Origin of the sequence: Streptomyces sp. NBC_01498 (assembly GCF_036327775.1) — a bacterium.
In the GTDB taxonomy this organism is placed as follows: Bacteria; Actinomycetota; Actinomycetes; order Streptomycetales; family Streptomycetaceae; genus Streptomyces.
In genome coordinates, this window is the sequence record NZ_CP109598.1 from 6,436,590 (window position 1) to 6,455,985 (window position 19,396).

Here is a 19,396-nt window from a genome sequence, read left to right on the forward strand (position 1 = left end):
CGCGGTGGGCCACCGGTACGCGGTGGCCCACCCGACCGGGGCGCTCACCGGGACCCGGCACCGTACACAGTCCACGCACGGCAAACCAAGGGGGTACCGACCATGACGGACATCGACACCTCGGCGTTCTTCGGAGCGATTCTGAAGACCATCGCCTCGACCCGGAACCACGGCACCGACCGGGACGCGTACGCGTCCGGCGTGCTGGAGCCCACCGCGCGGATCCGCGCGTTCGAGAAGGAGATCGGTGACCGGCGGCTGACGCCCACCGAGGCCGAGGAGGTGCTCGGGCTGCTCGGTACGACGCTGCGTACCAAGCACACACCGGACGAGGAGCGCGAGTACTACCTCCAGTACATCGAGAAGGTCGCCGGGATCAGCCGGGCCTCGCTGGGTCTGTCCGGCTGGTGAGCACCTCCCGTCTCGCGTGGTACAGCCACGAGATCTGTTTCTGGCACGACCCCGGCCCCGGATCGGGGTACGTGCCGGTGGGGCCGGGTGTCGAGCCGTTGCGCCAGTTCGCGGTCGACCCGGACCTGCGGCGTGCCGAGGGCCTGGTCAAGGCGTCGGGGGTGATGGACCGGTTCACCGCCCTCACCCCGGAGCCGGCCTCCGACGAGGACCTGCTCCTCGTGCACGTCCCCGACCACATCGAGCGGATCGAGGCGGCGTCGGCGGCCGGCGCGGGCGACGCCGGGGTGTACGCGTACGTCAACTACCACAGCGCGCAGGCCGCGAGGCTCGCCGTGGGGGCCTGTGTGGAGGCCGCCACCGGTGTCCTGGACGGCCGCTTCGACCGGGCCTACTGCCTGGTGAGGCCGCCAGGCCACCACGCGGAACCGGACCGGGCGATGGCGCTGTGCCTCTACAACAACCTGGCGGTGGCCGCCCGCGCGGCGCAGCGCCGGGGGGCACGCCGCGTGCTGATCCTGGACTGGGACGTGCACCACGGCAACGGCATCCAGCGGACCTTCTACGAGGACCCCGACGTGCTGTACATCTCGGTGCATCAGGAGGGGCTGTTCCCGGCGGCGTCCGGTCTCGTCCTGGAGACCGGCGCGGGCGCGGGGGTCGGCAGCACCCTCAACGTGCCGCTGCCCGCAGGCTCGGGCCACGGCGCCTATCTCGCGGTCATGGACCGGATCGTGGCGCCGGCGGCCCGCGCCTTTCGCCCCGACCTGATCCTGGTGGCGGCGGGCGTCGACGCGAGCGGCCACGATCCGATGGGCCGGATGCTCTGCACCAGCCGCACCTTCCACAGCATGACGTCGACGATGTGCCGGCTGGCGGACGAACTGACGGGCGGCAGGATCGTCCTCGCCCACGAGGGCGGCTACTCGGCCTGGTACCAGCCGATGCTGGTGCTCGGCACGGCCGCCGCCGTCGCCGGTCTGCCGGCCCCTCAGGACCCGTTCCTGCACGCGCTCGAACACCTGCCGGGCCAGCGTCTGCAACGTCACCAGGAGCGGGTGATCGCCTTCCTGGAGGGGCACCACCCGCTGCTCGCGGACCCGGCGCCCGCACCGTCCGCATCCCCGTCCGGGGCGGCCGGGCGGCCCGTGCCGGAGAGCGGGGTGCCGCGATGAGCGGCTGGTGGATGACGGTCGGCGGCGGCGCGCGCCCGACGGCCCGCGACGGCGCGGGGCCCCGGCCCCCCGCCCGGTTCCGGATCGTGGCGCTCCCGCACGCCGGCGGCTGGCCGTCCGCGTTCCGCTCCTGGTGGCAGGTGCTGCCCGACGACGTGGAGTGTGTCGTCGCCCAACTGCCCGGACGGGGCACGCGTATCAACGAGCCCCTGGTGACGCGCGTCGAACCGCTGGTCGACGCCCTCGCCCGCGACCTGGTGGCGCTGGAGCCGCTGCCGTACGCCGTCGTCGGGCACAGCTTCGGCAGCGTGCTCGGCTACGAACTGACCCGGGCGATGGAGCGGAAGGGCCTGCCGCCGACGCTGCTCGCGGTGTCCGCGCGTCAGCCGCCGTGCTTCCCCAGCGAGCCGCCGTTCGCGCATCTGCGGAGCGACGCGGAGATGCTGAAGCACCTGACGGACATCGGGGGGATGTCCCCCGGGCTGGTGGACCGTACGGACCTGGTCCAGTCCTCGCTCCGGGCGATCCGGGCCGACCTGGAGGCCATGGAGACCTACCGGCGCCCTCTGTCCGGTACCGGCGTCCCCATCCTGGCGCTCGGCGCGCTGGACGACCCGGTCGTCATCGACGAGCGGATGCACCTGTGGTCGCTGGAGACGTCGGGCGGCTTCGGCCGGCAGACGTTCACGGGCGGCCACTTCTACCTCTACACACCCGCCAACGCGGCGGCCGTCGCCGCCCGGCTGATCCCCGGCCCCGGCCACCCCCGGCCGGAGCCGTCCCTCCCACACCCCCTCGCCCGTCGACCGTGACCGGGCACCGACACGCACCATCCCCGAAAGGAAACATGTGAGTACCACCGCCGAGACCACCTCGCAGGCCGGACCCCGTGAGTGGTTGGGCCTGGCCGTACTGGCGCTGCCGACCTTGCTGCTGTCCATCGACGTGAGCGTGCTGCACCTGGCCGTACCGCACATCAGCGAGGGCCTGGACCCCTCCGCCGCCCAGATGCTGTGGATCATCGACATCTACGGCTTCCTCATCGCCGGCTTCCTGGTGGCCATGGGAACCCTGGGCGACCGGATCGGCCGCCGGAAGCTGCTGCTGATCGGCGCCGCCGCGTTCGGCCTCGCGTCGCTGGCCGCCGTCTTCGCCGACAGTGCCGCCACGCTGATAGCGGCGCGGGCCGCGATGGGCATCGCCGGGGCCACCCTGATGCCGTCGACGCTCGCCCTGATCATCAACATGTTCCGCGACGCACGGCAGCGCGGCGTGGCGATCGCGGTCTGGGTCACCATGTTCTCCGTGGGCATCGCGCTCGGCCCGGTGGTCGGCGGCGCCATGCTGGAGTACTTCTGGTGGGGCTCGGTGTTCCTGCTCGGCGTGCCCATCATGGGGCTGCTGCTCGTGGCGGGTCCGGTGCTGCTGCCGGAGTACCGTGACGAGGAGGCCGGGCGGATCGACCTGGCCAGTGTGGTCCTGTCGCTCGCCGCGATCCTCCCGGTGATCTACGGACTCAAGGAGATCGCCAACGACGGGATCGGCCCGGTCGCGCTCGGGGCGATCGTCGTCGGCGTGGCCGTCGGTGTGGTGTTCGTCCGCAGGCAGCGCACGCTGGAGAGCCCGCTGCTCGACCTCGCCCTCTTCCGCAACACCACGTTCGTCACGGCCCTGGTGACGCTGCTGCTGAGCATGCTGGTGGCCGGCGGCACGTATCTGATGGTGACGCAGTTCCTCCAGCTCGTCGGCGGGCTCTCCCCGATGAAGGCCGGTCTGTATCTGCTGCCCGCGGCCTTCGCGCTGATCGTGACCGCCGTGGTGTCCCCGATGGCGGCGAGCAGGTTCCGCCCGGCGTACGTCGTGGCCGCCGGGCTCGTCCTGTCGGGCATCGGCCATGTGATGCTGAGCATGGCCGACAGTTCGTCCGGCATCGCCCAGGTGGTGACGGGCTTCGCCTTCGTCTACGCGGGCGGCGGCCCGCTCGTCGCGCTGGGCACGGACATCGTCGTCGGATCGGCCCAGCCCGAGCAGGCCGGGTCCGCCGCGGCCCTGTCGGAGACCAGCACCGAACTCGGCATGGCGCTCGGCGTCGCCCTGCTCGGCAGCCTCGCCGCCGCGGTGTACCGGGGCGGGGTCGACGTCCCTGCGGGGGTGCCGGGCGCCGACGAGACACTCGCGGGAGCGGTCGAGAGCGCGCGGGGCCTGTCGTCGGACGTGGCGACCACCCTGCTCGACTCCGCGCGGGCGGCGTTCACCGACGGCATGAACGTCATCGGCGGCATCGGCGCACTGGCCGCGCTCGCCTCCGCCGTGCTGGTGACGGTGGTCATCAAGATCCCGGCGACCGGAGCGGGCGAGGACTCCGCCGGTACCGAGGGAGCCGCCGCCGCCCCGGCCGAGGGCGCCGTTCCCGCCGCCGTCGACGTGAAGGGCTAGGACACGCCGGATCCCCCGGCCCGGGGGCGGTGTGCGGGCCGCGTCCCAAGACGCGGCCCGCACACCACTCCTACTGACGCGGCGGGTCCTGGTAGGCGTCCGCGTACTCCTCCGTCGGGGCGACCGGCGTGATGACGTCGATCAGTACGCCGTCGGGGGCGGCGACGATGAAGTGGCGCTGGCCGAACGCCTCGCTGCGCAGCGGGAGTTCGGCCCGCAGACCGGCGTCCGTCACCAGGCGCGCGTACTCGGCGTCGACGTCGGCCACCTCGAAGTTGAGGAGCAGACCGCGCGCGGGCCGTCGGCAGGCCGCCGGAACGGACTCGTGCCCGGCGGCGACCAGGGCCAGTTCGTACCCGGGCGGCTCGGGGCGCCGCAGGCTGACGTACCAGTCGCTGGTGTACGTCGTCTCGAATCCGAACAGCGTGCGGTAGAAGGCCACGGACTCGGTGAGCCGCTCGGTGCAGAGCACGGGATAGAAGCTGGTCACGGCAGAGGACATCATCACAGCACCGTTCTGGGCGGGTACGCGGTCGTCCTGTCCAACGAGGTGTCCGTCTGCGCGTCACGTCCGCCGGATCGAAGGCAGGTCGACATGACAGCGGCGCGTCCGGTGGGCCAGGTCCGGGTATGGGCGCTGCGGCAGGCGCCCCCGTGGCGGGACGACGTCTCGCTCGCCCTGCTCGACGCGCGGGAACAGGCCAGGGCGGCGTCCTTCACCCGCCGGCACGAGCGGTCGACGTACCTCGCGGCGCACGCCGGGCTGCGGCTGCTGCTGGCCGACCGGCTCGGCGTCCACCCCCGGGACCTGCGCTTCGGCCGTGACCGGTGCGCGCACTGCGGCGGCCCGAACGGCCGGCCGATTCTTCTCGACGCCCCCGGCGGCCCGCACTTCTCGCTCTCCCACTGCGCCGGCATCACGCTCGTCGGGATCGCCGACGTGCCCGTCGGGGTGGACGTCGAGCGGCTGCCGGGCCGCCGGACGGTCGAACGCTGCCTGGCGCGGCTGCATCCGCGCGAAAGGGCGGAACTGCTCCGGGTGCGGCGGGCCGAACTCCCTCTGGCTTTCTGCCGGTTGTGGACGCGCAAGGAGGCGTATCTGAAGGCGCGGGGCACCGGGCTCGGCCGGGGGCTCGACCTGGACTACCTGGGAACGGGGGGAGAGGGCAGGCCCGTCGGGTGGAGCGTCGTCAATCTGTCCTGCGGGCCGCAGGACCGTACGCACGCCGCGGCGCTGGCCGTTCCGCGCTGGGTACGGGTGCCCGCCGGACCGGGTGAGCTGAATTGGTCGGCGTACGGCCATGTCCTCGGCGCTGTCGGCTCGTTGAAGGAGAGGGGGTCCATTTGACATGCCATCGGTATGCGATTAGGTTCGATTCGCATACCAATGGTACGTGAGTGGAGATGGCGCCCCATGCTGACCAGCTTCTGTCCGGTGATCTGCACCTCGCGGCTGGAGGTGTCCCGCGCCTTCTACCAGAGGCTGTTCGGCTTCACGGCCACGTTCACCACCCGGTGGTACGCCGGTCTCGCCCGGCCCGGAGGGCGACAGCAGGAGCTCGCCCTGGTCGACCACACCCACCCGGCGCTGCCGGAGTCGCTCCGGCGGCCGGTGCGCGCGGTGCGGCTCACCGTGGAGGTGGACGGCGGGCCCGAGGAGTGGGACCGGATCGCCGCACTCGGGGCGGCGGGACGCCCGGAACGCAAACACCTGGTCGTCACCGACCCCAACGGAGTCCGGATCGACGTCGTCGCACCGGCCTGACCGCCGGGAGGGCGGGGGGTCGTGCGCCGGGCCGGCCGGTCCGGGAGTCGTGTGCCGGAGCGGGAGCCGCTTCGGAGGCCGTACGCCGTGAGGGGGCGCCGGTCAGGTCGCCCGCAGCGCCTCCAGCATCCGCGCCAGCGCCCGGCGGGTGTCCGACAGGTCGGTGGAGTCCTCCGACGTCGCCAGCCACAACGCCGCCTCGTTCATCGCGCCCGACAGCAGATGGGCGAGCGGCGCGACGGGCTGCGCGGGGATGGTGCCCTCCTGGATCAGGACGGTGAGCGCGCGGGCCAGATGGCGGCCCGAGGTCGCCTCGTTCATCGCGCGCCAGTCCCGCCATCCGAGCACCGCCGGCCCGTCGACGAGCATGATGCGCTGGATCGCGGGGTCGGTGGACGCGCTCAGGAACGCCTGGCAGCCGTGGGTGAACTGGTCCCAGGGGTCCTCCTGGACATCCGCCTCCGCCGCGACGAGCGCGGCCACCTCCTGCTGCACCTGCTCCAGGACGGCCCGGAACAGTTCGGCCTTGCTTCCGAAGTGGTGGTACAGCGCGCCCTTGGTGACTCCGGCCGCCCCGACGATCTCCGACAGGCCCACGGTGGCGTAACCGAGGCGGGAGAAGAGCCGCCGGCTCTCCCGCAGCAAGGTGTGCCGCGTCTGCTCCCGCTGCTGCGCGCGAACCCCGTTCGCCATCGTTGCGCCCCCGTCTTCGACCTGGTGAAACCACCCGCACACGGTACTTCTCCGGGGGAGGGCGGGCGAGACCCGTGGGGGAGGCGGGAGTCCGGCCCGGACGCCCGGACCCTCCCGGTGGCGGACGGCCTTCCGCTCCGTACGTGCCCCGCCCGCCGATTGGCTCTGGACTTTGTGTCCAGCCTGGACTTACAGTCCAGGCATGGAGAAGGCGGAAGAGACCCTGGACCCCCGGGTGCGCAGATGGGCGCCGGTGTGCCGGGCCGTCGCGCTGCTGCTCGGTCCGTACGCGGAGGTCGTCCTGCACGACCCGGACACCGATCGGGTGCTGGAGGTCTGGAACCCGATGACCTCCCGGGGCGCGGGCGACCCTTCGCTCCTCGGTGAACTGGACGAACTCGCCCCGTCCGCGCGGGACGTGTACGGCCCGTACGAGAAACTGCTCGCGGACGGCCGCCGCCTGTCGTCGGTCAGCGCGGTCCTGCGGGACGAGCGGGACCGGCCGTCGGCGGTGCTCTGCGTCAACCTCGACCGTACGCCGCTCGAACAGGCCGCCGCCGTCCTGACCGCGTTCGGCGCCCCGACCGTGCCGCGCCCCGAGCCGCTGTTCGCACAGGACTGGTCCGAGCGGATCCAGCACGTGATCGGCGCCTACGTCCGCGAAACGGGCCGCCCCGTCGAACGCCTCACCCGCCAGGACCGCCTGGCCGTCGTCGGCCGGCTGGAGGAGGAGCGGGTGTTCGCGGTACGCCGCGCCGCGCCGGTCGTCGCCGGGGCGCTGCGGGTGTCCCGGTCCACCGTCTACGACCTGCTGGCCGAACTCAGAACACCAAGCGCGGAGGACCGACGAGCATGACCCGCCTGCCCGACTTCCGGCTGGAGACGTACTTCTCCCGCTGGGAGTTCACCGCCCGCCACCACCTGACCGCCTCCGACGCGCAGACCATGACGCTGCGCGAACTGCTCGAACTGGCCGACGACACCGACCGTGAGGCCTTCGAGAACCTGTCTCTGGGCTACACCGAGACCTTCGGCGATCCGGCCCTGCGTGAACTGATCGCGGGCACCTACGAGCACGCCGGGGCGGACGACGTCATCTGCTTCGCGGGCGCCGAGGAAGCCCTCTACCTGGCGATGAACGTCCTGCTCGGCGCGGGCGACCACGCGGTGGTGGTGACCCCGAACTACCAGGCCGCCGAGACCGTACCGCTGGCCCTGTGCGAGGTCACCGGCGTGGCCCTCGACCCGGACCGGGACTGGGCCCTGGACCTCGACCGGGTGGCGGCGGCGCTGCGGCCCACCACCCGTGTCGTGTCGGTGAACTTCCCCAACAACCCCACCGGCAAGGTCATCGGCACCGCCGACCTCACCGCCCTCGCGCGCCTGTGCGACGAGCGCGGCATCCACCTGTTCAGCGACGAGGTCTACCGGGGACTCGAACGCGACCCCGCCCGCACCCTGCCGCAGGCCGCCGACCTCTCCCCGCGCGGACTGTCCCTCAACGTGACCTCGAAGTCCCTCGGCCTGCCCGGCCTGCGCATCGGCTGGATCACCTGCCGGGACCGGGAGTTGCGTACGCGACTGGAGCGGGCCAAGCACTACACCACCATCTGCAACGCCGCGCCCAGCGAGGTCCTCGCCCGTGTCGCGCTGAAGGCCCGCGACACGATCCTGGACCGCAACCGGAAGCTGATCGCGGCCAATCTGCCCGCCTACGACGCGTTCTTCGCCGAGTTCGCCGAGGACTTCGAGTGGCGGGCACCGGACGGCGGGTGCGTCGCCTACCCCCGCTATCTCGGCACCGACGGGGTGGAGGAGTTCTGCGCCCGCCTGGTGGAGGAGGCCGGTGTCCTGCTGCTGCCCGCGAGTGTCTACCGCTCCGAACTCACCGCCACCCCGGCCGACCGGTTCCGTATCGGCATGGGCCGCCGCGATCCGGAGCGGGGCCTGGCCGCCTTCGCCGAGTGGATGCGTACGCGGCGATGACCCTCCCCGTCTTCGGCCTGCCCGCCGTCGAGGAGGCCGCCACCACGCCCCTGGTCCTCGACACCGTCCGGGACGCGCTCATCGCGCACGCCGAAGGCCGCACCAGCGTGCCGCCGCCGCTGCACATGGCCTTCCCCGAGGCGGACGGCGACTGCCACGTCAAGGCGGGCAGGGTCGCGGGCGCCCCGGACTTCACCGTCAAGATCGCCACCGGGTTCTACCGCAATCCGGCCCGGGGCCTTCCCGCCAACCACGGTCTGGTGTGCGTCATCAGCGCCCGTACGGGACGGATCCGCGCCCTCCTCGACGACCACGGGCTGCTGACCGCCCTGCGCACCGCCGCCGCGGGCGCGCTCGTCACCCACGCCCTGGCCCGGCCCGGAGCCGCGACCCTCGCCGTCTTCGGCACCGGCGAACAGGCCCGCCTCCAGGCGCTCTGGCTGGCCGGACTCCGCCCGCTCGACACCGTCCTCGTGCACGGCCGCGACGCGCGCAGGGCCGCCGCCCTGTGCGACGAGCTCCGGGCGCGCGGCCTGCCCGCCCGGCCCGCCCCGGCGGACCAGGCGGCCACCGCCGACATCGTCATCACCACGACCCCGGCGACGGCCCCGGTCCTGGACGCCGCCCGGGTGCGCGAAGGAGCGCAGGTCACCGGTATCGGCACGGACATGCCGCACAAGAACGAGCTCCCGCCGGACCTCTTCCGCCGCGCCGCGCTCATCGCCACCGACGACCACGACCAGTGTCTCGACCACGGCGACTTCGGCCACGCGGTCCGCGCCGGTACGGCCGCCCCGGACGCCGACACCGCCGCCGGGCTGCTGCTCGCGTCACCCGTCGACCGGCCGGAGGGCGCGATCACGGTCGCCGACCTCACCGGTGTCGGAGCACTCGACGCGGCACTCGCCTCGGCCGTCCTCGGCCGCCTGATGCCCTGACCCTCCTGCTGCCCTGACCCGCCCTCCGACCTGGCACGGCCCCGCCCCGTCGGCGCCGCCCCCGTCGGCCCCGGCCCCCGGCCCGGTCGCCGCGCGTCGCCGGTCGTGACGTCTCGGCGTGAGGTCCCGGTCGTGAGGTCCCGGTCGTGAGGTCTCGGTCCGGTGGCGAAATCCCGTCGCGGCGGTCCCGTGGCGGACATTTCCCTTATTGTGGCGCTCTGTCGGCCGATAGCCGCGCGCCATCGCGCCCCGCCCCTCGCCGACAGCCCCGGCCCGGACCTGGCGGCCGGACGGAAGGACGATCCACGGTGGACGGCCGTCCCGCTATAAGGAATTGACCGGCAATCTATTCCGTATAGAGCACGCCGACCCTATGGTTCTGGACACCTGGGCAGAAGCCGCGCGGACGGCTCGCCCGGCCACGGCGGGCATCGCCCGTTCCGGTCACAAGGAGGGCAGCGCCATCTATATCGACGTTCACGGGCATGTCACCGCCCCCGACAAGCTCTACGCATACAAGGCCGGACTGTTGTCCCACCGAGGTGCCCACGGGCGCGGGCGGACCGGGGTGACCAGGGAACTCGTCGAGCAGGCGCTCAACGCGCCGCATCCGAGTTTCGGCAACGTCTCCCATCTGCGGCACCTCGACGAGGCCGGGGTGGACATCCAGTTCATCTCGCCCCGGCCGTTCCAGATGATGCACAGCGAGAGCCCCGCCAAGCTGGTCGAGTGGTTCACCGAGGAGACCAACGACGTCATCGCCCTGGCCTGCGAGGTCGACGGCCGCTTCCGGGGAGTCGCCGGAATGCCCCAGTCGATGGAGCTCGAACCCGCCGCCTGGACCCGCGAACTGCGCCGCTGCGTCGAGGAGCTGGGCTTCGTCGGCGCGACGCTGAACACCGACCCGTACGAGGGACTGCGCCAGCCGCCCGCCATCGGTGACCGCTTCTGGTACCCGGTGTGGGAGGCGCTGTGCGAACTGGACGTCCCCGCGATCATCCACTCCGCGGCCTGCCGCCCCCCGGCGCGCGAGAGCTACTCCCTGCACTTCGTGCAGGAGGAGACGCTGGCCGTCGCCGGGCTGCTCCAGTCGACCGTCCTGGACGACTTCCCCGAGCTGAAGATCGTCGTCTCGCACGGCGGTGGAGCCGTCCCGTACCAGAAGGGCCGCTTCTACCCCGCCGCCCTGCGCGCCGGCACCACCTTCGAGGAGCGCCTGCGGCGTCTCCACTACGACACCTGCCTCTACACCCGTGACTCCATCGAGTTCCTGCTGCGCACCGTCGGGGTCGACCGCTGTCTGTTCGGTACGGAGAAGCCCGGCACCGGCTCGGTCCGGGACCCGGCGACGGGCCGCTGGATCGACGACATCCATCTCCTCATCGAGGACATCGACTGGCTGACCGACGCCGACCGGAAGGCGCTGTTCGAGACGAACGCCGTCGACCTGTTCCGCCTGGAGGTGTGAGCGGGCATGGCCGACCTCGTCCTGGGCGTGGGCACGTCCCACGGCCCCCTGCTGAACACACCGCCCGATGACTGGGGCCTGCGGGCCGCCGCCGACCGGGCCAACCCGGCGCTGGTCTACCGGGGTGAGGAGTACCCGTACGACGAGCTGCTCGCCCTGCGCGCGCCCGGCTTCGCCGCCGCGTGCGAACCGGACGCGCGCCGCAGCCGCCACACCGCCTGCCGGGCGCACATCGAGGAGCTGGGCCGGCGGATCAAGGCCGCCGAACTCGATGTCCTGGTGGTCGTGAGCAGCGACCACAAGGAGGTGTTCGGCGACGAACTGCTGCCGCAGTTCGCCTTCTACTGGGGCGACACCATGCGGCACGAGCCGTTCACCCAGGAGCAGCTGGACCGGATGAAGCCGGGGCTGGCCGTCGCCGAGGTGGCCAACGTGCCGGCTGTCGGCACGGTCCGGGCGGGCGACGCCGAGCTGGCCCGGTATCTGATCGAGCACACCTCCGCGGCCGGGTTCGACCCGGCCGCCTCCCGCGAACTTCCCCCCGGCGAATGGGGCAACTCCGGCATCCCGCACGGCTGGGGCTTCGTCTTCGAGCAGGTGCTGGGCGGCGGCGAGGCACCCCCGACGGTGCCGGTCTTCGTGAACACCTTCTGGGAGCCCAACCCGCCCTCGGCCCGGCGCTGTTTCGACTTCGGTGTCGCCCTGGGCGAGGCGATCCGGAGCTACCCGCGCGACCTGCGCGTGGGCATCGTGGCCTCCGGCGGGCTGAGCCACTTCGTCGTGGACGAGGAACTCGACCGCGCCTTCCTGACCGCGCTGACCGGCCGCGACACCGGCCATCTGTGCGCCCTGCCGGACGCCGTGCTGCGCTCGGGTACCTCGGAGATGCGCAACTGGATCGTCGTGGCGGGCGCGCTCCAGGCCCCACCGCTCCAGGCCGCCGCCACACCCGGTCCCGCCGTCCCCGGTGCCTCCGTGCCCGCTGCCTCCCCGCTCGCTGCCGAACTGATCGGTTACGAGCCGTGCTACCGGTCGGAGGCGGGCACCGGGTGCGCGATGGCCTTCATGACCTGGCAGGCCGACTCCCTCCCGGACACCGCCGGTTCCGGGGAGGCGTCATGACGGCCGGCGACCGGGCACCGGACGCCTCGCTCGTGGAGCGGCTGCGGTCCCTCGACTCGTGCGCGATCTCCGACGCACTCGACGCCCACGGGGTCTCGGCGGTGACGCTCGGCCCCGCGCCGGTATGGCCGGTACGCCATGTCGTCGCCGGCCGGGTGCGCACCGTCGAGGTGGGCCCGCGCCGTTCCGACCGGCCGGCGGGTCATGTGGCCGCCGCCGCGGTGGATGTCTCGGGCCCGGAGGACGTCCTGGTCATCGGCAACGGAGGGCGGCCGGACGTGTCCTGCTGGGGCGGCATCCTCAGCCGCGCCGCCACGGCGCGGGGCATCGCCGGTGTCGTGGTCGACGGCGCCTGCCGGGACGTGAGCGAGAGCCGGGAACTGGGTCTGCCGGTCTTCGCGCGGGCCGTGGTGCCCGTCAGCGCGCGGGGGCGGATCGTCCAGCACGCCATGGACGAGCCGATGGACTTCGGCGGGATCACCGTGGGCCCCGGCGACTACGTCGTCGCCGACGGCAACGGGGTCGCGTTCGTCCCCGGCGCCGACGCCGAGCGGATCGTCGCGTTCGCCGAACGCCTCGTCGCCCGCGAATCCGCCATGGCCGAGGAGGTCGCCCGGGGGCGGCCCGTCGCCGAGGTCATGCACGACAGCAGATTCCCCACCGTCGAGGAGAGCACCCCGTGACCGAGGAAGCCGTGACCGGCGGCCCCGCCGCCGTCCCCCGCGAGCCGGTGACGGCCGGCACACCGGCGCACCCCCTGGCGGGCTACTCCACCGCCACCGTCTCCGACGCGCTCGACCGGCTCGGCCGGGAGGGCTGTCTGCCCGGTATCGCCCCGCTGTCCGACGGCGCGCGGATCTTCGGCCGCGCCTACACCGTCTCGTACGTCGCCGCCGGACGCCCGGCCGGCACAGTCGGCGACTACCTGGACGACATGGCGCCCGGTGACGTCGCGGTGCTCGACAACGGAGGCCGCACCGACTGCACCGTATGGGGCGACATCCTCACCGCCATGGCCCACGACCGGGGCATCGCGGGCACGGTGATCGACGGCGTCTGCCGCGATGTGTGGCGGGCACTCGACGTCGGCTATCCGCTCTTCACCCGGGGCCGCTACATGCGTACCGGCAAGGACCGGGTCGAGGTGCGCGCCGTCGGGTGCCCGGTGGGCGTCGCCGGGATCCAGGTGGTCCCCGGCCAGTTGATCATCGCCGACGGCGACGGGGCGGTCACCGTACCCCCCGACGTCGAGGACGAACTGGCGGACATCTGCCACTCCATCCACGAACGCGAGTCCCGCATCGTCGAGGACGTGCTCGCCGGCCGCACCCTGGCCGAGTCGCGTGCCGCCCACGGCTACCACCTCCTCCAGAGGAACCAGGCATGAGGAGCCAGGCATGACGACCGCCGCGCACACGCGGACCGAGCACACCGGTCCCCACGAGAACACCGACGGCACCGACTCCGACGTCTTCCTGCGGCTCGGGACCGCCACCCTGTACGAGGCGTCGAAGCTCGACTGCTTCCTGCCGCCCCGTATCCGCCCCGTCTGGCCCGGCGCCGCGCTCGTCGGCCGCGCCCTGCCCGTCTCCACCGCCCCGGCCGACAACCTCCCCCTGCATCTCGTCCTCGAACAGGCCGGGCCCGGCGACGTGCTGGTGGTCGACGGGCGGGGCGAGGACTGCGGCTACTGGGGCGAGGTGCTGACGGCCGCCGCGCAGGCGCGCGGCGTCCGGGGCCTGGTGATCGACGGCGGGGTACGCGACGTGGACCAGCTGCGCGCGCGTGGCTTCCCCGTCTTCAGCTCGGCGGTCGCGATCCGCACCACCGTCAAGGACGACCCGGGCACCGTCGGCACACCCGTCACCCTCGGCGGTGTCACCGTCGAACGCGGCGACCTCGTCGTGGCGGACACCGACGGCGTCGTGGTGATCCCGGCGGCGGCGGCCGGGGCGGTGCTGGCCGCAGGGCTCGCCCGCGAGGCCGCCGAGGCGGGCTGTCTGGCCCGGATCGGCACGGGCGAACTGACCCTCGACATCTACGGTTTCCGGCCGGCCGGCCCGCCGGACCCGGACGGCACGGACTGAGCCGCCATGACCCCACTCGACCCCCTCGCCGACCGGCCGCTGCTGGTCGAACAGGTCCGCCTGGAGGCGACCGACGTCGTCTCCCTCACCCTGGCCGACCCGGACGGCGGCGCCCTGCCGCCCTGGGAACCGGGCGCCCACATCGATCTGCGGCTGCCCAGCGGCACCGTCCGCCAGTACTCCCTGTGCGGCCCGCCGGACGACCCGTGCCACTACACCGTGGCGGTGCTCCGTGAGGAACGCGGCCGGGGCGGATCCGTGGAGGTGCACGGCACCGCGCTGGTCGGCCGGACGCTGCGGGCCCGGGGACCGCGTAACCACTTCCCGCTGGTCCCCGCCCCGCACTACCTCTTCCTCGCCGGGGGCATCGGCGTCACACCGGTCCTGGCGATGATCCGGCGGGCCGTCGCCGACGGCGCCTCCTGGGAGCTGCACTACGGCGGACGCTCACGCGCGAGCATGGCGTTCACCGGCGTACTGACGGACCTCGGCGCCGCACGTGTCCATCTCGTCCCGCAGGACGAGTCCGGCCTGCTGCCCCTGACGGACCTGGTCGGCGCCGCGCCGCCGGGCACCGCCGTCTACTGCTGCGGCCCCGAGGGCATGGTCCGGGCCGTCACCGATGCCTGCGCGGCCGTGCCGGACGCCCTGCACGTCGAGCGTTTCGGCGCGCCGCCGGGCGCCACGCCGGCCGGCGAGGCGGGCCCGGCCGCCGCCGCCTTCACGGTGGAGCTGCGGCGCAGCGGCCTGACCGTGCGGGTCCCGCCGGACCGGACGCTGCTCGACGTGGTCCGAGAGGTCGCGCCCGACGTGGGGTTCTCCTGCGAGGAGGGCTACTGCGGCTCGTGCGAGACGCGGGTCCTCGCCGGGGTGCCGGAGCACCACGACACCGTGCTGTCGGACGAGGAGCGGGAGAGCGGCGACACGATGATGATCTGCGTCGGCCGCTCGGCCTCGGACCTTCTCACTCTGGATCTCTGAGCCGGATCTCCGGCTGTCCCTCTCCGGTGTTCCGCCACCGCCCCCGGGCCTGAATTCCATATCGAAGAACTTAGAGAATGAGTATTTCTCTATAAGGTATTCCTGGTTAAGGTCGTGTGAACCAGGACTGTTCCGAGGAGTCACAGATGTCTATGTGGGCGAGCACGACAGACCGCCTCAGGGGCCGGCACACCGCGCCCGTGGACGAGGTTTCCGGCGAGCCCGCCGTTCAGCTCCAGCTGTCCGGCGTGACCAGGAAGTTCAAGGAAGTCGTCGCCGTCGACGGGATCGACCTCGACGTGAAGGCGGGCGAGATATTCGCCCTGCTGGGCCCCAGCGGCTGCGGAAAGAGCACGTCGCTGCGGATGATCGCGGGCCTGGAGAAGATCGACCGGGGATCGATCTCGATGCGCGGCCGGGCACTCGCCGACGCCGACCGGGGCACATTTCTCCCGTCGGAGAAACGCAATATCGCGATGGTCTTCCAGTCCTATGCCGTCTGGCCCCATATGACGGTCGCCCAGAACGTCGGATTCCCGCTGCGTATGCGCCGGGTGCCGCGCGCCGAAAGGCGCCGCAGGGTCGAGGAGATCCTCGCGGTCACCGGACTCGAAGCCGTCGCCGAACGGCCCGCCACCCTTCTGTCCGGCGGTCAGCAGCAGCGCGTCGCCCTCGCCAGAGCCCTGGTCTACACCCCCGATCTGCTGCTGCTGGACGAGCCGTTGTCGAACCTCGACGCCAAGCTCCGGGTCCAGATGCGGCGCGAGATCCGCAGGCTCAACCAGGAACTCGGCATCACCATGCTCTTCGTCACCCACGACCAGGACGAGGCACTGTCCCTGGCCGACCGCCTCGCCGTCATGAACAACGGCAAGGTCGAGCAGATCGGCCGGCCGATGGAGCTGTACGAGAACCCGAGGACCGCGTTCGTACGTGACTTCCTCGGCCGGCTCATCGTCGTGGAGGGTGTGCTCTCCGGGGAGTCCGGCCGGCGCCTGATCCAGCTCGACACCCCGGCGGGCCGGGTCGGCGAGATCGTCGGCCCCGACGTACCGGCCGACCTCGCGAACGGCGACCGGGTGGGCGTGTATCTGCGCCCCGAGGACGTCGACCTGCTGCCCGGACACGACGACGGACCCGCGCCGAACCAGATCGCCGCCCGGGTGCTGTCCACGGCCTACCTCGGCGACAGCTTCGAGTACGTCCTCGACATCGCCGGCTCCCACGTCCTGCTGAGCGCCCCGCGCCGGGTGGTGCACCGGCCCGGCGACACCGTCTTCGTCCAGGCCGACCCGGCCCGCGCCATGGTGTGGCCCCTGTGACCGCCGTCCTGCCGCCGGCCGGACCGGACGACATCGCACCACTGCCGGGACCGGTCGGACGACTCGCCAGGGCCCGCCGCTCCAGCGGCTCCCGGCTCACCGGCACCGCGGTCCTGATCCTGGTCGGCGCCGTCACCGTCGTCCCCGTCACGCTGCTGCTGTTCAACAGCCTCAACGTCGCCGACCCCGGCGACGCCGCCCGCTACGGACTCGACAACTGGCGCCACGCCTTCGCCAACGGCGCCATGTGGGAGTCCGCCTGGAACACCCTGCGACTCGGCGTGCCGAGGGTCCTGATCGGCATGGTGATCGCCACCGTCATCTCCTGGCTGATCGCACGCACCGACATGCCCGGCGGCAAGATCATCGAAGTCGTCCTCTGGTTCTCCTTCTTCATCCCCTCGCTGTCCGTCACCCTCGGCTGGATCCTGCTCCTCGACCCCGCCAACGGCGTGCTCAACCAGGCGATCCGATGGCTGCCGGGCCTCGGCGACATCAGCGACGGCCCGCTGGACATCTACAGCTACTGGGGCATCATCTGGACCCATCTCACCGCCACCACCGTGCCGATCATGGTGATCCTGCTGGTGCCCGCCTTCCGCCGGATGAGCCGGTCCATGGAGGAGGCCGCGCAGATGTGCGGCGCGAGCCGCCTCACCACCCTCGTACGGATCACCGTGCCGATGATGCGCCCGGCCATCGTCGCCGCCACCCTGCTCAGCTTCGTCTACTCGCTCAAGACCTTCGAGATCGAACTGCTCCTGGGCACCCCGATCGGGCTGAACGTCTACTCCACCCAGATCTACAACTGGCTCCAGTCCTCCCCGCCCCAGTTCGGCACCGCGACCGCGCTCGGCTCGGTCTTCATCCCCGTCCTCGTCGCGCTGGCGGTCATCCAGCGGTACGCCGTACGCAGCCGCAGTTACGTCACCGTCGGCGCGCACACCTACAACGACGAACCCATCAGGCTCGGCCGGGTACGCCGCTGGGTCGTCGCCGGAGTCCTCTCGCTCTACGCGACCGTCAGCGTCGTCCTGCCGATGGGCGCGATCCTCCTCGGCTCCTTCATGCGCCGGTTCGGCTTCTTCCAGCTCAGCGACCCCTTCACCACCGCGCACTGGTCGGCGCTGTTCAACGACAACCTCTTCGCCTCCTCGGTGCGCAACACCCTGACCATCGGTCTCATCGCCACCCTGGTCGGCGTCCTCGTCTACTTCGTCATCGCCTTCGTCGTCGTCCGCAGCGAACTGCCCGCCCGGGGCGGCATCGACATCATGGCGTGGCTGCCCGCCGCCGTACCGGGCATGCTGCTCGGCCTCGGACTGCTCTGGGTCTACCTCGGCACCCCGCTGCGCACCGTGCTGTACGGCAACCTGTTCGGCCTGACCATCGCCCTGGTGATCAGCCACATGGCCACCGGCACCCAGCAGTTGAAGGCCGCGATCCTCCAGGTCAGCCCCGATCTGGACCGGGCGGCGCGGATCTGCGGCGCCGGCCCCGCGCGGGCCTACGTCCACATCCTCTTCCCGCTCCTCGGCCCCTCGGTGGCCGCGGCGGGTGTTCTGACCTTCCATTCCGCCGTCAGTGACGTCAGCACCGTCGTCCTGCTCAGCAGCAACGACTCCCGGCCGCTGTCGATCCTGCTCCTCGAATACAGCACCAGTGGCGTGCTCGAACAGGCATCGGTACTGGGCGTGATCATCAGCATGATCACCGTCGGGGTGGCGCTGCTGTCCCGCGCGCTCAGCCGGTCCCGGCTGCGCGGATCGCGTACGCGGTTCCGCCGCCCGGCCACCGGTCCCGGCCCGTCACTTCCCTCCGCAGTGAAAGCAGGTGCGTCATCAAAGCATTCCTCGCTCACCACAACTGGAAGCTGATCGCCGCAGGGGCCGCGGTGGCCCTCTCCGCGACAGCGTGCGGCGGCGGCGACGGCTCGGTCGCCACGACGAGCGCCGGCAAGGCGCCCGCCAAGGCCGGCAGCCAGTGCCCGGACCCCTCGGGCGAACTGGTCGCCGCGGCGAAGAAGGAGGGCAAGGTCGTCATGTCCGGCCCGCCCACCGACACCGTGCGCCGGCAACTGCCCGAGGCGTTCACCCGGGCGTACGGGATCGACCTCGACTACATCGGCACCAGCGGCAAGGACAACGCGGCCCGCCTCGACGCCGAACGCAAGGCCGGGCTGTACTCCCAGGACGTGTTCGTGGGCGGCGCCGACACCATGGCGAACACCTACCACGCGCGGAACTGGATCGCCCCGCTCACCGATGTGCTGACCCCCGAGGAACTGGACACCAAGCCGTGGCGCGGCGGGACCGTGCCCTTCGTGGACCAGGACAAGAAGATCCTCAGCATCAGCCGCTACATCAGCGTCCCGATCGTCATCAACACCGACAAGGTGAAGCCGGACGAGATCAAGACCTGGAAGGACCTGCTCGACCCCAGGTGGAAGGGCAAGATCGCCACGATCGACCCGCGCAGCCCCGGCGGCGCGATCTACAACGTCGGGATGTTCCAGGACAACCCGGAGTACGGCGACGCGTTCGTCGAGCAGCTCTACAAGGACCAGAAGCCGATCCTGCTCACCGACTCCCGGCAGGGCACCGACGACCTGGCACGCGGCAAGTACCCGATCGCCCTCGGACTCGGCCAGCTGGACGTCGACACGGCGGCCGACGACGGACTTCCCGTCCAGGTCGTCCTGCCCGACCTGCTCCAGACCACCAGCGGTTTCGGCTTCCTCGCCGTCTCCGACAAGCCCCCGCACCCCCAGGCGTCCAAGGTCCTCGCCCAGTGGCTGGCCTGCCCGGACGGCAACAAGGCGTGGAACGACGCGTACGGGAGCATCAGCACCCGCACCGACGTCGAGCCGCCCGCGAACCTGCCCGAGTGGCAGGTCCCGAAGGACGGCGAGGACTACTTCGACGCCAACTCGTGGGAGTTCCTGACCAAGGGCGTCAAGGACGCGACGGACCTGATCACCAGCCTCATCGGCACCAACTAGCTCACAGGGAG

The 19,396-nt window shown here is 72.1% G+C and carries 20 protein-coding genes; 18 read left to right on the top strand and 2 right to left on the bottom strand.

The window, feature by feature from the left end; translation table 11 throughout:
• Positions 1-102: 102 nt before the first annotated feature.
• Genes OG875_RS27400 through OG875_RS27415 form a run of 4 tightly spaced genes read left to right on the top strand, consistent with a single transcriptional unit; the run spans position 103 to position 4,022 of the window.
• A complete protein-coding gene (locus OG875_RS27400; RefSeq protein WP_330176892.1) occupies positions 103-411 on the top strand; it encodes a hypothetical protein in 309 nt (102 codons plus the stop codon).
• Entirely contained in the window at positions 408-1,586 is a 1,179-nt protein-coding gene (locus OG875_RS27405) for a class II histone deacetylase (protein ID WP_330176893.1), read from the top strand. Before OG875_RS27400 ends, OG875_RS27405 begins: the two co-directional genes overlap by 4 nt.
• Entirely contained in the window at positions 1,583-2,398 is an 816-nt protein-coding gene (locus OG875_RS27410; RefSeq protein ID WP_330176894.1) for a thioesterase II family protein, read from the top strand. The genes OG875_RS27405 and OG875_RS27410 overlap by 4 nt, the downstream gene beginning before the upstream one ends.
• A gap of 37 nt (positions 2,399-2,435) precedes the next feature.
• Entirely contained in the window at positions 2,436-4,022 is a 1,587-nt protein-coding gene (locus OG875_RS27415; protein ID WP_330176895.1) for an MFS transporter, read from the top strand.
• 70 nt (positions 4,023-4,092) lie between these two features.
• Here the strand turns inward: OG875_RS27415 and OG875_RS27420 are convergent, their stop codons facing one another.
• Entirely contained in the window at positions 4,093-4,527 is a 435-nt protein-coding gene (locus OG875_RS27420) for a VOC family protein (protein WP_330176896.1), read from the bottom strand.
• 90 nt (positions 4,528-4,617) lie between these two features.
• On the opposite strand from OG875_RS27420, the gene OG875_RS27425 reads away from it, so the two are divergent.
• On the top strand, positions 4,618-5,370 hold the full coding sequence (locus OG875_RS27425) for a 4'-phosphopantetheinyl transferase family protein (RefSeq protein WP_330176897.1): 753 nt from the start codon (positions 4,618-4,620) through the stop codon (positions 5,368-5,370).
• 66 nt (positions 5,371-5,436) lie between these two features.
• The gene (locus OG875_RS27430) at positions 5,437-5,787 is read left to right on the top strand and encodes a VOC family protein (protein WP_330176898.1); all 351 of its coding nucleotides are present in this window, start codon (positions 5,437-5,439) and stop codon (positions 5,785-5,787) included.
• Between the two features lie 102 nt (positions 5,788-5,889).
• On the opposite strand, the gene OG875_RS27435 is transcribed toward OG875_RS27430, so the two are convergent.
• Positions 5,890-6,480 (bottom strand): TetR/AcrR family transcriptional regulator, encoded by a 591-nt coding sequence (locus OG875_RS27435; protein ID WP_330176899.1) that lies wholly within the window; start codon positions 6,478-6,480, stop codon positions 5,890-5,892.
• Positions 6,481-6,682: 202 nt separating this feature from the next.
• On the opposite strand from OG875_RS27435, the gene OG875_RS27440 reads away from it, so the two are divergent.
• The 12 genes from OG875_RS27440 (at position 6,683) to OG875_RS27495 (ending at position 19,385) form a co-directional block, all read left to right on the top strand.
• Complete coding sequence (locus tag OG875_RS27440) at positions 6,683-7,336, top strand: helix-turn-helix transcriptional regulator (RefSeq protein WP_330176900.1); 654 nt, start codon at positions 6,683-6,685, stop codon at positions 7,334-7,336.
• The gene (locus OG875_RS27445) at positions 7,333-8,466 is read left to right on the top strand and encodes a pyridoxal phosphate-dependent aminotransferase (protein ID WP_330176901.1); all 1,134 of its coding nucleotides are present in this window, start codon (positions 7,333-7,335) and stop codon (positions 8,464-8,466) included. The genes OG875_RS27440 and OG875_RS27445 overlap by 4 nt, the downstream gene beginning before the upstream one ends.
• Positions 8,463-9,404, top strand: coding sequence for an ornithine cyclodeaminase family protein (locus tag OG875_RS27450; protein WP_330176902.1), 942 nt, complete (start codon positions 8,463-8,465; stop codon positions 9,402-9,404). Before OG875_RS27445 ends, OG875_RS27450 begins: the two co-directional genes overlap by 4 nt.
• A gap of 373 nt (positions 9,405-9,777) precedes the next feature.
• Complete coding sequence (locus OG875_RS27455; protein ID WP_330176903.1) at positions 9,778-10,872, top strand: amidohydrolase family protein; 1,095 nt, start codon at positions 9,778-9,780, stop codon at positions 10,870-10,872.
• A 6-nt stretch (positions 10,873-10,878) separates the two neighbouring features.
• The gene (locus tag OG875_RS27460; RefSeq protein ID WP_330176904.1) at positions 10,879-11,994 is read left to right on the top strand and encodes a hypothetical protein; all 1,116 of its coding nucleotides are present in this window, start codon (positions 10,879-10,881) and stop codon (positions 11,992-11,994) included.
• The gene (locus tag OG875_RS27465) at positions 11,991-12,677 is read left to right on the top strand and encodes an RraA family protein (protein WP_330176905.1); all 687 of its coding nucleotides are present in this window, start codon (positions 11,991-11,993) and stop codon (positions 12,675-12,677) included. Before OG875_RS27460 ends, OG875_RS27465 begins: the two co-directional genes overlap by 4 nt.
• Positions 12,674-13,381, top strand: coding sequence for an RraA family protein (locus OG875_RS27470; RefSeq protein ID WP_330176906.1), 708 nt, complete (start codon positions 12,674-12,676; stop codon positions 13,379-13,381). The genes OG875_RS27465 and OG875_RS27470 overlap by 4 nt, the downstream gene beginning before the upstream one ends.
• 10 nt (positions 13,382-13,391) lie before the next feature.
• Positions 13,392-14,081: a 4-carboxy-4-hydroxy-2-oxoadipate aldolase/oxaloacetate decarboxylase gene (locus OG875_RS27475; RefSeq protein ID WP_330176907.1), complete on the top strand. Its 690-nt coding sequence runs from the start codon at positions 13,392-13,394 to the stop codon at positions 14,079-14,081.
• 6 nt (positions 14,082-14,087) lie between these two features.
• On the top strand, positions 14,088-15,062 hold the full coding sequence (locus tag OG875_RS27480; RefSeq protein WP_330176908.1) for a PDR/VanB family oxidoreductase: 975 nt from the start codon (positions 14,088-14,090) through the stop codon (positions 15,060-15,062).
• Positions 15,063-15,262: 200 nt separating this feature from the next.
• On the top strand, positions 15,263-16,384 hold the full coding sequence (locus OG875_RS27485; RefSeq protein WP_330176909.1) for an ABC transporter ATP-binding protein: 1,122 nt from the start codon (positions 15,263-15,265) through the stop codon (positions 16,382-16,384).
• Positions 16,381-18,261, top strand: coding sequence for an ABC transporter permease (locus OG875_RS27490; RefSeq protein WP_330176910.1), 1,881 nt, complete (start codon positions 16,381-16,383; stop codon positions 18,259-18,261). The genes OG875_RS27485 and OG875_RS27490 overlap by 4 nt, the downstream gene beginning before the upstream one ends.
• A gap of 17 nt (positions 18,262-18,278) precedes the next feature.
• Complete coding sequence (locus OG875_RS27495; RefSeq protein ID WP_330176911.1) at positions 18,279-19,385, top strand: ABC transporter substrate-binding protein; 1,107 nt, start codon at positions 18,279-18,281, stop codon at positions 19,383-19,385.
• The last annotated feature ends 11 nt before the right edge of the window (positions 19,386-19,396 follow it).

Coding starts and splice junctions, on each gene's coding strand:
- OG875_RS27400 (WP_330176892.1), top strand. CDS start 103: ATGACGGACATCGACACCTCGGCGTTCTTCGGAGCGATTCTGAAGACC.
- OG875_RS27410 (WP_330176894.1), top strand. CDS start 1,583: ATGAGCGGCTGGTGGATGACGGTCGGCGGCGGCGCGCGCCCGACGGCC.
- OG875_RS27420 (WP_330176896.1), bottom strand. CDS start 4,527: ATGATGTCCTCTGCCGTGACCAGCTTCTATCCCGTGCTCTGCACCGAG.
- OG875_RS27425 (WP_330176897.1), top strand. CDS start 4,618: ATGACAGCGGCGCGTCCGGTGGGCCAGGTCCGGGTATGGGCGCTGCGG.
- OG875_RS27430 (WP_330176898.1), top strand. CDS start 5,437: ATGCTGACCAGCTTCTGTCCGGTGATCTGCACCTCGCGGCTGGAGGTG.
- OG875_RS27435 (WP_330176899.1), bottom strand. CDS start 6,480: ATGGCGAACGGGGTTCGCGCGCAGCAGCGGGAGCAGACGCGGCACACC.
- OG875_RS27440 (WP_330176900.1), top strand. CDS start 6,683: ATGGAGAAGGCGGAAGAGACCCTGGACCCCCGGGTGCGCAGATGGGCG.
- OG875_RS27445 (WP_330176901.1), top strand. CDS start 7,333: ATGACCCGCCTGCCCGACTTCCGGCTGGAGACGTACTTCTCCCGCTGG.
- OG875_RS27450 (WP_330176902.1), top strand. CDS start 8,463: ATGACCCTCCCCGTCTTCGGCCTGCCCGCCGTCGAGGAGGCCGCCACC.
- OG875_RS27455 (WP_330176903.1), top strand. CDS start 9,778: ATGGTTCTGGACACCTGGGCAGAAGCCGCGCGGACGGCTCGCCCGGCC.
- OG875_RS27460 (WP_330176904.1), top strand. CDS start 10,879: ATGGCCGACCTCGTCCTGGGCGTGGGCACGTCCCACGGCCCCCTGCTG.
- OG875_RS27465 (WP_330176905.1), top strand. CDS start 11,991: ATGACGGCCGGCGACCGGGCACCGGACGCCTCGCTCGTGGAGCGGCTG.
- OG875_RS27475 (WP_330176907.1), top strand. CDS start 13,392: ATGACGACCGCCGCGCACACGCGGACCGAGCACACCGGTCCCCACGAG.
- OG875_RS27480 (WP_330176908.1), top strand. CDS start 14,088: ATGACCCCACTCGACCCCCTCGCCGACCGGCCGCTGCTGGTCGAACAG.